This is a genomic window from Synechococcus sp. HJ21-Hayes (assembly GCF_024345835.1).
In the GTDB taxonomy this organism is placed as follows: domain Bacteria; phylum Cyanobacteriota; class Cyanobacteriia; order PCC-6307; family Cyanobiaceae; genus Vulcanococcus.
Map to the genome: position 1 here is coordinate 1 of NZ_JAGQBW010000032.1, position 13,260 is coordinate 13,260.

Here is a 13,260-nt window from a genome sequence, read left to right on the forward strand (position 1 = left end):
AAAACCCTCTCAGGCTTTTTGGCTCTGCGCTCTCGCCTTTCGGCTCCTGCGCAGTCCAAAACCATAACACCCGATACCGCTCTCCAGTCAACCCCGTGCTTTACACACGGCCCACAAGGGCTTCGGCGCTTCAGTCGTCCGCCTCAGGAGCCTCCCCCTCCAGGGCGGTTTCCAGGGTGGTGAGCAGCAGCACCAGCGCCGCCCGACGGTCGAGTTCGAGGCCACTCACCCGCTCCAGCCACTGACGACTGAGCACCTCAATCTCGGCAAACAGGGTGTTGCCGCTTCGCAGCAGCTCCATCACCCGATCCACGCTGGTCTCGTCGGCCTCGGGCAGCGGACCCACCACATAGCGGCGTCCGTCGTCACCGATGTAGGTGAGGAGGCCGTCGGCATCAAAGATGGGGCCGGCATGGGGCGTGATCGGTTGATCCTCCATGGCCCCGGCGCATCTACTCCTGGTTAGCGCTGCCCGCTGCCAGCGGCAACGGCCATCAGCGCTTGGAGTCGTCTGTGAATCGCCTGAACAGCCAGAAACCGAAGCCACCCCACACCCCCGTCCACACCACGAACGTGGAGAGGGTGCCGAGCTGGCCTGTTTCGAGCGAATACACGCCAGCCTGAATCAGGCCGGCATCGATCAACGAGCCACCAATGCCCCAACCCAGCACCCAGGTGAGCAGAAAGCCAATCGCCTGAAGGTTGCCGGTCATGGGGCCATGGTGGCAGGAGGTCTCAGGGCTCAGCCCACGCTGGCCATGTGGCGCATCAGGTCGATGCACTTGCAGCTGTAGCCCCACTCGTTGTCGTACCAGGCCACCAGCTTCACGAAGGTATCGGTGAGGGCGATGCCGGCACCGGCATCAAACACCGAGGTGCAGCTCTCGCCCAGGAAGTCGGTGCTCACCACCTCGTCCTCGGTGTAGCCGAGGATCCCAGCCATGGGGCCTTCCGAGGCGGCCTTCATGGCGGCCTTGATCTGGTCGTAGCTGGCGGGCTTGGCCAGGTTCACGGTGAGGTCCACCACCGACACATCCGGGGTGGGCACGCGGAAAGCCATGCCGGTGAGCTTGCCATTGAGCTCGGGGATCACCCGGCCCACAGCCTTGGCAGCACCGGTGGAGCTGGGGATGATGTTCTGGGCGGCGCCGCGGCCACCACGCCAATCCTTCACCGAGGGGCCATCCACGGTTTTCTGGGTGGCGGTGGTGGCATGAACGGTGGTCATCAACCCGTTCACGATGCCGAAGTTGTCGTGGATCACCTTGGCCATCGGCGCCAGGCAATTGGTGGTGCAACTGGCATTGGACACAATGTCCTGGCCGGCGTAGCTGGTGTGGTTCACCCCCATCACGAAGATCGGAGTGTCGTCCTTGGAGGGAGCACTCATCACCACGCGCTTGGCGCCGGCGTTGAGGTGGGCGCGGGCGGCCTCATCGGTGAGGAAGAAGCCGGTGCTCTCGAGCACGTAGTCAGCACCCACGGCGCCCCAGTTGAGGTTGTTCGGGTCGCGCTCGGCGGTGATGCGAATCGTGTGGCCGTTCACCACCAGCTGGCCGTTGTCCACGCGCACCTCCCCCTGGAAGCGGCCATGGGTGGAGTCGTAACGGAGCATGTAAGCCAGGTACTCCACATCAATCAGGTCGTTGATGCCCACGACCTGCACATCCCCCAGGGCCATGGCACGGCGAAAGGCCAGACGACCAATGCGGCCAAATCCGTTAATACCAATGCGGATGGTCATCGCGGCGCTCCTGAGACCCTGAGTAGATGTACTGGGGTCACCTTACGGTCCGTCCTGCAGTGAGCCGCGGCCGAAGCCCGCTTCAGCCAGGCAGCGCACCGTCTCGGTCGGAGCGGAAGCACAGCTCAAGGCCATCCAGCTGACGCGAGACCAGGTGCACCAACTGCTCAAACACGGCATGGGTCTGGGGTGCCCCCTGGCCCATGGCTTCGCGGCTCATCAGCACCAACTCCAACACCGGCCCCTCCGCCTTGGACTGGACATCGGCGAACAGCTGCATGCGCAAATGCTCCTGACCGCCTCGGAGCAGGGCGCTGAGGTGGGCTGGCGTGCGGTGATCAATCTCGGCCTGCAGCTCCTGCAGCACCGGCGCCAGCCCGTCAATCAACTGGGGCACCGCCAAGGGCATGCGGGGCTTGAGCACCAGCAGAAATCGGGCCATGGGCTCCAGCGGATGGTTCATCTTCGGCGATGGCCCTCCCCGATGGGGTGGCCTCAGGCCTCCTTCTCGCCGCCCTCAAACTGTTCAGTGAGCAGACGACGCTGGTACTCAGCCGCCAGGGCACTGAGGTGGGCCCGGGCTGCATCCCCCATGCTCTCCTCAATCTGATCAAAGGCCCGTCCCTCCGGGACGGGCATGCCCAGCACCAAGGCCAGCGCATCGAACAGGCGCACCTGGTCGTTCTGCCAAGCCTGGTAGTCGCCAGCGAGGTCCACCAGATCGTCCTCAGGCGCCTCTCCCTGGTCCACCTCCGAGCGCAGGGTCTGAATCTGAGCCAAACGGGCAGAGGTCACCACGGCATGGGCAGCGCCCAGGGCCGCGAGGGCATCGCTGGCCTCGCGCTTCAGGACAGCTAGATCCCTGTTGAGAACAGCTTTCTCAATGGACAGTGGCGCCCGTACCCCAGGCAACTTGGCCGATTGGGCCTGCTGGCGACGATCGGCTCCAGCTGGATCCGCCGCCACGGGACCAGGAGGCAGAGCCGGCAGGGATTCCGGCGCACGATCCCTCTGCAAGGCAGCACCCCAGCGGATCAGGGCCTCAGCCAGTCGTGCCCGAAGTCCCCTCCGCTCCATCGTCACCACCTCCCGTGCTGTTGATCAATCTGCCGAAGCCCGGCCGATCTGGTGACTACGGAAAGCCGAAGAATCGGCGCAGCTGATCGGGCCAATGGGTCGGTGCATCGCCAGACCGCAGGCCCAGGCTCAGCATCGACCCCAGCAACGTCCAGCCACCCCGGCGCCACGAACCCAGCAGGTGCAGCAACACCGCCAGGGTGAGCACGAGCCAGGCGGTGAGATGCAGGCTGTAGGCCCAGTGGTGCAGCTCACCGCGCCGGGGCCATTCCTCATTCATCAACAGGCCACTGCCCACAGCCAAGAGCAGGGCACCGAGGGCCACGGCATTGGAGAACTGCGCCAACCGCCAGCGCCCCAGGGTGAACGCGTAGGGCACGAACAGGCAACTGATCAACACCAGGACCACCCCCAAGCTGCCGTGGAGATCGATCACATCGGGAATCCGCAGGGGTAGGCGCCCCCAGCGCCCATCGAATTGGCTGTAGAGCGCTACACCCGAGAACCAGCAGAGCACCACCACGGCGGCCATGGCGCCATGCAGGAGGCGCAGCAACGACGGCTGATACGGACGTGCCATCAGCCCAGGGCCTGCTTGAGGGCCGCCAGGCCGAACACCAGAAACAGGCCGCCACTGAGGCGATAGAGCAGTCGCTCATTGACCCATTGGCCCATCCACTTGCCAGCGCCCACGGCAAGCCAGGTGACCAGGGCATGCCCCAGCAACGTGCCGGCCAGCAGTCCGCCAAAGCTGAACACCTTGGCTGGGGCGGTGGCCATGAAAATCGTGGTGAATTGCGTGCGGTCGCCAAGCTCCGCCACAAACACCAGGGCAAAGGCCTCCCAGATCACCGCCCAGGGCGTGTTCAGTGGCTTGCGCGTTTCGGCGGCATTGATGGCCTCCTCCGCTTCTTCCGCCTCCTCGCCAGTCCCACCAGCCGCCATGCCCTGGGCATCCAGCAACAGCTTCAGGCCAAAGCCCAGGAACAGCACCGCCGCCAGCCAGGGCACCACGGCCTGGGGCAGCAACTCCCGCAGGCCATACCCCAGCCCCAGGGAGAGCACCGTGACGGCGGTGAGAGCCGCAAAAGCACCGATGAACACCCAGCGGGCCCGATGGCGCACCGCCAGGATCAGTGCCATGAAAAAGGTCTTATCCCCCAGCTCCGCCAGGGTGATGGCGGTGAGGCTGGAGCCGAAGGCGGCCAGACCGGGATCTCCGGTGAATGATGCAGGCATGCCCCATCCCTAGCTCAGGGGTGGTGAAGAAGTCGTGAAAGCCGCTACGCCAGGGGCAAATCAACGGCCAGCACACAATGGCCAGGATCCGCCGCCGCCAGCCGCACCTCACCACCGTGGCGGCGGGCAATGGCGCGGGCGATGGGCAGGCCCAGGCCGCTGTGGCCAGCACTGTGGCCCGCCGCTTCTGGGCTCGTGCGCCAGAAGCGCTCAAACACCACCTGACGATCCTGCGGGGCAATGCCCGGCCCCTGGTCCGCCACCTCCACACCCACGCGGCCGGCGTGGAGTGCCACCTGCAAGCGCACGGAGCCACCTGGAGGTGAAAAGCGGATGGCATTCAGCAGCAGGTTGGTGAACAGCCGCTGCAGGTGCTCGGGCTGACCCCGCAGCGGCACCGCCGCCAGCCCCACCGGCAGCTCGAGAGCCAACTGCACACCAGCGGCGTCCGCAGCGGGGGTGTAGGCGGCGATCAGGTCGTCGAGCAGGTCGAGGAGATCAAAGCGACGCCAACCTCCCCGCGGAAGGGGGCCCTCCGAAACACCCTGGTCCTGGCGAGCCAGAAACAGCAAGTCGTTCAGCAACCCGGCCATCTGGGCGGCCTGGGCATCAATGCGCTGTGCCAACGGCGATGCCCCCTCCGGATCGGCGGCCACCCAGGTGCGCAGCAGGGTGAGGGGGTGGCGCAATTCATGGGAGGCATCGGCCGTGAAGCGCTCCAGGGCCTGCACCTGCTGCTGCAGGGGCAGAAAGGCCGCCCGCAGCATGCGGCGGCCCACCACCAGCGCCACAATCACGGCGGCGATGCCCCCCAGCAACAAGCCTTTCCGCAGCCGAGCCAGTTCCTGTTCAGCCGGCTGGGTGGAGAGCCCCACCTGCACAAAGCCCGCCAATTGCGGCCGTGTGCCCTCCCCTTGCCGGGGCCGGGTGAACACCGGCTGCCACAGGCCGATGCCACCGGGCCAGCGCTGCCAGCGCTGCCAGCGGGGCTGGATTACCGGGCCCGCTGGCGGCAACTTCAGGGCGCCCTCCTGCACCAACAGCTGCCCACGGGCGTCAAACCATTGCACCCGCTGGACGCGCCCCTGGGGCAGCTCCACCACCTCACGGTCGTTGCGGAACTTGCGGGCGTTGCCATCCTCACTGAACTCATGGCTGATCAGGGGCAGCTGGGCGGCGGCGGTAGCCGCCAGCTGGCGGGTTTCGGCCCGCAGGCTCTCCTGCCGCGCCCCGGCGATGCCCCAGTACACCGCCGCGGCAAAGGCCGTGAGCAGCAGCAGGGCAAAGCCCAGCCCCTGCACCCCGAGCAAGCGACGCAGCCGCAGCGGATCAGGAGAGGGCACTGGGGTTGAGGCGATAGCCGAGGCCGTAGACGGTTTCGATCAGATCCGGGGTGGCACCGGCTGCCATCAGCTTGCTGCGCAGGTTGCGCACATGGGCCTTGATGGTGTCTTCGCCCACCTCGCGGCGCCCATCGGAGCTGGCATCGAGCAGCAGGCCCTTGCTGCAACTGCGGCCCTGGGCCCGCAGCAGGGTTTCCAGCAACAGGGCCTCCTTGCGGGTGAGTTCCAGGGACTGGCCGGCCAGCTCCAGCCAGGTCTGGCCGGGCACCAGCCGCAAAGGGCCCCAACACAGCGCCTGGCTCAGGGGACGATCGCGGCGACGCAGTAACGCCTGGAGCCGGGCCCGCAGCACCGGCGGATCAAACGGCTTCACCACGTAGTCGTCGGCACCCAGCTCAAAGCCCAGCACCTTGTCGCCGCTGCCATCCCGGGCCGTGAGCATCAGGATCAGAGGCTGATCGCCGGGACGCTGGCGCAGCTGACGGCACACCTCGAGCCCATCACAGCCCGGCAGGGACACATCCAACAGCACCAGATCCATCTCCTCCCGGGCCGTGAGCTCCAGGGCCGTCCAACCGTCGGCGGCACTGGCCAGGGCATAGCCCCACTGAGCCAACAGATCCAGCATCGCCCCTCGGAGTTCGGCCTCGTCCTCCACTACCAGCACTTTCACGGGGTCGCGACCGCGGCTGCAGACCACTTTTAAAGTGGATCCTCAACGCAGTGGCCCATGAGCTCCAGCGCCAGCCAGCACCACGCCATTGCGCCGGCGGTGGTCATCCGGGGCCCCCAGGCCTGGGCCGAGGCCCGGCCGGCCATCGCCGGCCTTTGCCGGCGTCCACTGGTGCTGGGGCGCAGCGCGGCCACAGCAGAGCTGCGGGCTGGCCTGGTGGCCGATCTCCAGACCTGGGGGCTGCAGCCCCACCCGGCTGTGCTGCGCTTCGACTGCTGCGAAGACGACCTGCAACCGATCGCGGCCGACGCGAAGGCTGTTGGTTGCGACGGGGTGATCGCCATCGGTGGCGGCAAGGTGCTGGATGCGGGCAAATTGCTGGCCCACCGCCTGGGGCTGCCCTGCATCACGGTGCCCACCAGTGCCGCCACCTGCGCCGGCTGGACGGCCCTCTCGAACCTCTACACGCCCGAGGGCGCCTTCCAGGGGGATGTGGCCCTGGCCCGCTGCCCCGATCTACTGGTGTTTGACCACCAACTGGTGCGGCAGGCCCCGGCCCGCACCCTGGCCAGTGGCATCGCCGATGCCATGGCCAAGTGGTACGAGGCGTCGGTGAGCAGCGGCTCCAGCAGCGATGGCCTGGTGCAACAGGCCGTGCAGCAGGCGCGGGTGCTACGGGATCAAATGCTTCTGGAAGGCCAACAGGCCATAGACGAGCCGGACGGCGAGGCCTGGATCCGCGTGGCGGAGGCCTCTGGCCTCACGGCCGGCCTGATCGGCGGCATCGGTGGCGCCCGCTGCCGCACCGTGGCCGCCCACGCCGTTCACAACGGCCTCACCCAACTACAGGCCACCCATGGGGTGCTGCACGGCGAGAAGGTGGGATTCGGCATCTTGGTGCAACTGCGCCTCGAAGAAGGGCTTGGCGGCAACAAGCTGGCGGCCCAGGCCCAGCGCCAACTGCTGCCCTTCTTCCGCAGTCTTGGCCTGCCTGTGAGCCTGGCGGACCTGGGGCTGGAGGGGGCCAGCCTGCTTGAACTGCAGCAGGTGTGTACGTTTGCCTGCCGGCCTGATTCCGATCTGCACCATCTGCCCTTCCCGGTGGACCCGGCGGATCTACTGGCCGCTCTGGTGAGCACGACGGCCACCAGCCCCGTTGCCAGGGCCCACCACTGAACGCCGTGACAGCCAGCACACCCATGCCCCAGCGCGAGCTGGTTGAGCAGGCTGCCACCTGCCTACTCGATCCCCAGGGCCGGGCCCTGGCCGCGGCGGTGCAGTGGTGGGAACTGCCCGGATGGCCCCAGGCCTGGCCCGTGGCAGTGCTGGGCCAAGGGCCGCCGCTGCTGCTGCTGCATGGCTTTGACAGCTCCCACCTGGAATACCGGCGCCTGGCCCCCCTACTGAGCAGCCACCACCAACTGTTCATCCCCGACCTGTTCGGCTTCGGCTTCTGCCCCCGGCCGGGCAACGCCGCGTACAACCCCGCGGGCGTGCTCAGCCACCTGGAGGTGCTGCTGCAGCGCGTACTGCAGCGCAGTGGGGCGCCCAGTGTGGGGCTGATCGGAGCCTCCATGGGGGGCTCCGTGGCAGTGGAACTGGCCCGGCGGCAACCCAGCCAGGTGAATCGCCTGCTGCTGCTGGCGCCGGCTGGCCTCACCGGCAAGCCCATGCCAGTGCCCCCCCTGCTAGATCAGCTGGGCGCCCGCTTTCTGGCCCTACCGGGGGTGCGCAGGGGCCTCTGCCGCAGTGCCTTTGCCGAACCCGATAGGGATGTGGGCCCAGCCGAACTGGAAATCGCCTCCCTGCACCTGCGCTGTCCCAACTGGGCCGGCGCCCTTGGGGCCTTCGCCCGCAGTGGTGGCTTCGCCGGCTGCGGTGAGCCCCTACCGGAACAACCCATCCAGGTGCTCTGGGGCGCCAACGACCGCATCCTGCGGGCCCCCCAGAAGCGGGCCGCCCAGGCTCTGTTAGGAAAACGGATCACCGAGCTGATGGCCTGCGGCCATCTGCCCCACATCGACCAACCCGCCACCGTGGCCAACACCTGGCATGGCTGACAACGACACCACCCCCCAGCCCGCGGGGCCTGTGATGCAACTGCTGGCCAGCGGTCTGCAGTACTGGATCCGCCAGCAATGTGAGGCCGTGGAGAGCCTGGAGCTGCAACTGCACGGCTCAGCCCTGGCCCTGCTGCGGGGGCGCCTGGAAGGCGTCACCCTGGTGGCACGGCGGGTGGTGTTTAGCTCCCTGGACATCGAGATGGTGGAGCTGCGTAGCGCGGCCATCCAGGTACAGGTGGGCAAGCTGCTCAAAGGGCAAGCCCTGCAGCTGGAGCATCCCTTTGAAATCCGTGGCTACGCCGCCTTCACGGGGCCGGGGCTGAGCCGCTCCCTAAGCACCCCCCATTGGCGCGGCCTGGGCGATGCCCTGGTGGATGGGCTGATGGGCCTATCGCCGCTGCAGAGCCTGCAGATTGAACGCGACCGCCTAGTGCTCGCCGCCCAGGGGCGGCGCTGCGAAACCGTGCCCAGCGCCGTGGACGGCACCTTGGAATTGCGCACCGAACCCAACGACCACACCTTCAGGCTGCCCGGCGACCCCAACATCCGGATCGAGGAAGCCAACCTCGAAGGGGGCATGCTGCAGCTACACGGCACGGCACGGGTGTCTCCCTAGCGGACCGATCAGCCTCAGCGAATCAGTGGCAGCAGAAGGGTCACCACGTAGAAGAACACCGCCGGCGTGAACAGGTAGCTGTCGATCCGATCGAGGATCCCTCCATGGCCTGGCAGAAATTCGCCGGAATCCTTCACGCCGGCATCGCGCTTCATCATCGATTCGGTGAGATCCCCCACCAGGGCAAACACCGCCACCACGCCCCCCAGCAGCCCGCCCACGGCCCAGCCCCAGTTCCATCCCAACAGTTCACCAAAACCGCCCCCCAGCAACACAGCGCAGGCCACCCCACCCAGGGCCCCCTCCACGGTTTTGCCGGGGGAGATCGGCGAGAGCGGATGCCGGCCATAGCGCCGGCCGATCACGTAGGAGCCGATGTCCGTGGCCACGATCAACAGACAGGCCATCAGCATCAACACCATGCCCGAGCTCAGGGGGGGCCAGGCCGCGGGCCAGCTCGCCAGCCGAGGAGCCAGGGCCAGATCGCTGACGTCCCGCAGGCGGATCCAATGGCTCGGCAGAAAGCCGAGATAGAAGAGTCCGAAGATCGAGGCGGCGATGTCGGCGATGGTGCCGGTAACCGGCTGTAGCAGCAGCCATCCGCAGATCGCCGCACCGGAGAGGGGCAACACCGCTGCGGCCAGATCCGACGCAAAGCCCATGCCGGCGGCATCGCCGCCATGGGCCCACTGGGTGGTGATCAGCAGCAGCTGGCACAGCACCAGGGTGGTTTTGGAGGCGGGCCGAATGCCCTTGAACTGGGCGAGGCGGAAATATTCGAGCAGGCCCAGGTGCACCATCACCCCCAGGGCCACGGTGAGCCACCAGCCGCCCAGCCCAACCACCAGCAGCCCAAAGGCCCCAGCGGCATAGCCGCTGAGCAGACGCTGGGGCGAGGTGCGAGACCGGGGCGCGGGGATCAAGGGCGCTCCGCGGCGATCAGGAACAGCGGTTCGGCCGCCGCCAGCCGCGCCTGGCTACCGCGGCGCTGCATGCGATGCACGGTGGCCTGCACCACCTGAAGGTCCACGGCCTCCATCTGGCCGAGGGTGTCGGTGGCATCCACTAGGCCCTCCAGGCTCGCGGTGCTGATCACCAGGCGACCAGCCGGCACCAGGGCCTCCCAAACCTGGTTGAGCACCGTGCGCAGGGGCCGGCCCACCTCGAGCAGCACCCTGTCGGGGTTGGAAGGCAACTGAGCCAGGCCCTCGGGCGCATCGCCAGCATGGATGTGCAGGTTGGCCATGCCAAAGCGGAGGCGGTTGCGCTCCAGCAACTCGATGGCATCGGGATCACGCTCGAGGGTGTGCACCTGGCCGGAGGGCATCAGCCGGGCAATCTCCAGGGCGAGGGCACCGGTGCCTCCTCCCACATCCCACACGAGCGAATCGGGCCGCGGCCGCAGGTGAGCGAGCAGCATCACCCGCAACTCCATGGGCGTGGGGCTGAAGCCCGGCGCATCGGCGAACACGGCATCGGGCAACCCCGGCGTCACGAAGTCCCACTGGAAGGGGCCATCGCCTGCCGCCCGCATCGCCCTCCTCATTCCGCCACAATCCTCACCGTATCAGCGATCTGGCCAGGCCACAGCGACTGTTGCAACCGCAGCCAATCGGCCCGTTGCGGATCGATCCGCTCGCCGGGAATCAGGAGCGGAATCCCCGGCGGATAGGGGCACAGGGGCTCCGCCGCCAGCCGTCCCGCGGCCGCCGCCAGGGACACCAGCGCTGCATCCGCGCGCCAGGCCTGCTCGAGGGGCATCTCCGGCGTGGCCACCAAAGGCAGCGGCGGCGGCGTGAACGCTGGCAGCGGAGCTCCCCCTAGAGCGTCCCGCAGCTGCACCAATCGCTTCGGCAGCAGCCGCAGCACCCTCCGGCTGGGCCGCATGCCCAGACACAAGGTGAGGCAGCCGGGTTCGGGCAACTCGGCAATCACCCCGCGCTGCATCAACCAGGCATCCGCCTCCAAGCCGTTGATGCCCAGCGCTGCAGTATTCCAGGTGAGGCGCAGGCGGTCCTGGTTGTCCAGCAGGGTCAGTCCCTGGCGCTGGAGCCGCTGGCGCAAGCGCTCCGCGAGATCGAGGGCCCGGGCCAGTTGCAGGCGGCCGGCATTGGCGTGCAGATGCTGCAGGGCCGCCTCGCTGGAGGCCAGCAGCAGGCCACTGGGGCTGGAGGTCTGCAACCACAGCAGGGCCCGCTCCAGGCGGGCTGGCCTCACACGCTCGTCAGCCCCCTGCAGCAGCACCGCACTCTGGGCTAGGCCTCCGGCCGCCTTTTGCAGCGACTGCACCACCAGATCCGCCCCACAGCTCAGGCCACTGGGAGGCAGACGGGGATCCAGGCCCAGATGGGCGCCATGGGCCTCATCCAGTAGCACCGGCAGATGGCGGCGATGGGCGCAGGCGATCAGGGCGGGCAGATCGCCCACCAGACCCTGGTAGCTGGGCGACACCAGCACCAGGCCCGCCAGCGGACCCTCCGCCAGGGCGGCCGTGAGCACCCGCTCGAGATGCTCGGGCGTGGGCGGCAGCCACAGGCCAGTGGCGGCGTCGAAGGGCAGGTTGAACAACACCGGCCGCAGCTGCCCGAGCAGGCAGCCATGCAGCAGGGAGCGGTGCAAGTTGCGCGGCAGCAACACCCGTTCCCCCGGCTGGGCCAACCCCAGTAGTGCGGCCTGCAACAGACCACTGGCCCCATTCACCCCAAACCAGCAGCGCTGGCCCCCCAACAGCTGGGCCAAGGCAGCCTGGCTCTCGGCCACAGCCCCCTCCGCCTGCAGCGGACCGCCGATCTCCGGGAGCTCCGGCAGATCCCAGCTGCCGGGGCGACGCCGCAGCAGCGCCCGCAGGCCAGGTGCCAGGCCACGGCCACGGCCATGGGCCGGCAGATGCAGCGCCAAGGGTGGGGCCGCCTGGTGCAGCTGATCCAGCAGGCCCATGGCCATCAGGGCAGTGTTCCTAGAGTTTGCTGCTCCCGTTGTGCAGCAGCCCGCCTTGGCCACGCCCGCGTTCAGCTACAACCCGGGGCGCGACCTGCGCTGGCTGCTGCTGCGTCCCTGGACCCTGGTAGGCCGCCTGGTGGTGGTGCTGTGGCAACTGCTGAGCCTGGCCGTGGTGCTGCTGGTGCAGGGCAACAGCCGCGACAGCGCGGTGCAGCAGCGACTGGGCAAACGCATCCTCACCACCCTCACAGGGCTGGGCCCCTGTTTCATCAAGGTGGGACAAGCCCTCTCCACCCGCCCCGACCTGGTGCGCCGCGACTGGCTGGATCAACTCACCCAGCTCCAGGACAACCTGCCCGCCTTCCCCCACGCCATCGCCCTGCGCACCATCGAGGAGGACCTGGGGGCACCTGTGGAGACATTGTTCGAGGAGTTCCCGAACTACCCCGTGGCCGCCGCCAGCCTTGGCCAGGTGTACAAGGCACGGCCCGTGGGTGGCCCGTGGGTGGCCGTGAAGGTCCAGCGCCCGAACCTCACCTATCAGCTCCGCCGCGATCTGGTGTTGATCCGGCTGATGGGGGTGATGGCCGCACCGCTGCTACCCCTCAACCTGGGCTTTGGCCTGGGCGAGATCATCGATGAATTCGGACGCAGCCTGTTCGAGGAAATCGACTACCGCATGGAGGCGGATAACGCCGAGCGCTTCGCCCGTCTGTTCCAGAACAATCCGGCTGTGGTGGTACCTCGGGTGGATCGCTCCCTCTCGGGCCAGCGGGTGCTGACCACCAGCTGGATCAACGGCACCAAACTGCAGGAGCGCCAGGAACTCGAGGCCCAGCGCCTCGATCCCGCCGCCCTGATCCGCACAGGGGTGATCGCCGGCCTGCAGCAATTGCTGGAATTCGGCTATTTCCACGCCGATCCCCACCCGGGCAATCTGTTCGCCCTGCCAGGCAAAACCGGGGCGATGGGCCATGTGGCCTACGTGGACTTCGGGATGATGGACTCGATCAGCGACAGCGATCGCCTCACCCTCACCGGGGCCGTGGTGCATCTGATCAACCGCGATTTCACCGGCCTGGCCCAGGACTTCGTGGCCCTCGGCTTCCTCAATCCCAAAACCGAGCTAGCGCCGATCGTGCCGGCCCTGGAGGAAGTGCTGGGGGGCGCCCTGGGCGACAACGTGGGCTCCTTCAACTTCAAGGCGATCACCGATCGCTTTTCAGAGTTGATGTATGCCTATCCCTTCCGGGTACCCGCCCGCTTCGCGCTGATCATCCGGGCCGTAGTGAGCCAGGAGGGCCTGGCCATGCGCCTGGATCCAAGCTTCCGCATCATTCGGGTGGCCTACCCCTACGTGGCCAAACGCTTGCTGGCCGGCGACACCGCCGAAATGCGGGAAAAACTCCTGGAGGTGATCTTCGACTCTGAGGGGCGCCTGCAACTGGAGCGGCTCGAGAGCCTGCTTGCGGTGGTGGACAGCGACGACAGCCAGGCCGGCGCCAGCCTGCTGCCTGTGGCGGGAGCTGGCTTGAAACTGCTGCCCGGCAAGCAGGGCAGCAGCC

Annotated in this window: 16 protein-coding genes; 4 read left to right on the plus strand and 12 right to left on the minus strand. The window is 67.7% G+C overall.

The features are described from left to right. Positions 1-130 precede the first annotated feature (130 nt). The 9 genes from KBZ14_RS15295 to KBZ14_RS15335 form a co-directional block, all read right to left on the minus strand. Positions 131-439, minus strand: a complete 309-nt coding sequence (locus tag KBZ14_RS15295; RefSeq protein WP_255119210.1) for a hypothetical protein — start codon at positions 437-439, stop codon at positions 131-133. Between the two features lie 55 nt (positions 440-494). Further along, a complete protein-coding gene (locus KBZ14_RS15300; protein WP_255119211.1) occupies positions 495-713 on the minus strand; it encodes a hypothetical protein in 219 nt (72 codons plus the stop codon). Between the two features lie 29 nt (positions 714-742). Next, the gene (gene gap, locus KBZ14_RS15305) at positions 743-1,744 is read right to left on the minus strand and encodes a type I glyceraldehyde-3-phosphate dehydrogenase (RefSeq protein ID WP_255119212.1); all 1,002 of its coding nucleotides are present in this window, start codon (positions 1,742-1,744) and stop codon (positions 743-745) included. Between the two features lie 82 nt (positions 1,745-1,826). Next, a complete protein-coding gene (locus KBZ14_RS15310; RefSeq protein ID WP_255119213.1) occupies positions 1,827-2,207 on the minus strand; it encodes a hypothetical protein in 381 nt (126 codons plus the stop codon). A 32-nt stretch (positions 2,208-2,239) separates the two neighbouring features. Continuing rightward, entirely contained in the window at positions 2,240-2,761 is a 522-nt protein-coding gene (locus KBZ14_RS15315) for a hypothetical protein (RefSeq protein WP_255119214.1), read from the minus strand. 115 nt (positions 2,762-2,876) lie between these two features. Next, positions 2,877-3,401 carry a cytochrome b/b6 domain-containing protein gene (locus tag KBZ14_RS15320; protein WP_255119215.1) on the minus strand — a complete coding sequence of 175 codons (525 nt, stop codon included), beginning with the start codon at positions 3,399-3,401 and terminating at the stop codon, positions 2,877-2,879. Next, the gene (locus KBZ14_RS15325; RefSeq protein WP_255119216.1) at positions 3,401-4,060 is read right to left on the minus strand and encodes a TMEM165/GDT1 family protein; all 660 of its coding nucleotides are present in this window, start codon (positions 4,058-4,060) and stop codon (positions 3,401-3,403) included. Before KBZ14_RS15325 ends, KBZ14_RS15320 begins: the two co-directional genes overlap by 1 nt. Before the next feature lie 44 nt (positions 4,061-4,104). Next, the gene (locus KBZ14_RS15885; RefSeq protein ID WP_255119217.1) at positions 4,105-5,403 is read right to left on the minus strand and encodes a sensor histidine kinase; all 1,299 of its coding nucleotides are present in this window, start codon (positions 5,401-5,403) and stop codon (positions 4,105-4,107) included. Then, positions 5,390-6,076, minus strand: coding sequence for a response regulator transcription factor (locus tag KBZ14_RS15335; RefSeq protein WP_255119218.1), 687 nt, complete (start codon positions 6,074-6,076; stop codon positions 5,390-5,392). The genes KBZ14_RS15885 and KBZ14_RS15335 overlap by 14 nt, the downstream gene beginning before the upstream one ends. A 57-nt stretch (positions 6,077-6,133) precedes the next feature. Between KBZ14_RS15335 and KBZ14_RS15340 the strand changes: the two genes are divergently transcribed. Genes KBZ14_RS15340 through KBZ14_RS15350 form a run of 3 tightly spaced genes read left to right on the plus strand, consistent with a single transcriptional unit; the run spans position 6,134 to position 8,755 of the window. Further along, positions 6,134-7,252: an iron-containing alcohol dehydrogenase family protein gene (locus tag KBZ14_RS15340; RefSeq protein ID WP_255119219.1), complete on the plus strand. Its 1,119-nt coding sequence runs from the start codon at positions 6,134-6,136 to the stop codon at positions 7,250-7,252. 23 nt (positions 7,253-7,275) lie between these two features. Beyond that, entirely contained in the window at positions 7,276-8,136 is an 861-nt protein-coding gene (locus KBZ14_RS15345; protein WP_255119225.1) for an alpha/beta fold hydrolase, read from the plus strand. Beyond that, positions 8,129-8,755 carry an LmeA family phospholipid-binding protein gene (locus KBZ14_RS15350; protein ID WP_255119220.1) on the plus strand — a complete coding sequence of 209 codons (627 nt, stop codon included), beginning with the start codon at positions 8,129-8,131 and terminating at the stop codon, positions 8,753-8,755. The genes KBZ14_RS15345 and KBZ14_RS15350 overlap by 8 nt, the downstream gene beginning before the upstream one ends. A gap of 14 nt (positions 8,756-8,769) precedes the next feature. Here KBZ14_RS15350 and KBZ14_RS15355 read toward each other — a convergent pair whose 3' ends face one another. The 3 genes from KBZ14_RS15355 to KBZ14_RS15365 are packed head-to-tail and all read right to left on the minus strand — an operon-like array spanning position 8,770 to position 11,692. Beyond that, positions 8,770-9,678, minus strand: coding sequence for a phosphatidate cytidylyltransferase (locus tag KBZ14_RS15355; RefSeq protein ID WP_255119221.1), 909 nt, complete (start codon positions 9,676-9,678; stop codon positions 8,770-8,772). Next, positions 9,675-10,289 (minus strand): precorrin-6Y C5,15-methyltransferase subunit CbiT, encoded by a 615-nt coding sequence (gene cbiT, locus KBZ14_RS15360; protein WP_255119222.1) that lies wholly within the window; start codon positions 10,287-10,289, stop codon positions 9,675-9,677. The genes KBZ14_RS15355 and cbiT overlap by 4 nt, the downstream gene beginning before the upstream one ends. An 8-nt stretch (positions 10,290-10,297) precedes the next feature. Next, the gene (locus KBZ14_RS15365; protein ID WP_255119223.1) at positions 10,298-11,692 is read right to left on the minus strand and encodes an aminotransferase class I/II-fold pyridoxal phosphate-dependent enzyme; all 1,395 of its coding nucleotides are present in this window, start codon (positions 11,690-11,692) and stop codon (positions 10,298-10,300) included. Here KBZ14_RS15365 and KBZ14_RS15370 point away from each other — a divergent pair. Continuing rightward, positions 11,691-13,260, plus strand: a 1,570-nt coding sequence (locus tag KBZ14_RS15370) for an ABC1 kinase family protein (RefSeq protein WP_255119224.1), incomplete at its 3' end; no start/stop codon positions are given. The two genes, KBZ14_RS15365 and KBZ14_RS15370, sit on opposite strands and share 2 nt — an antisense overlap.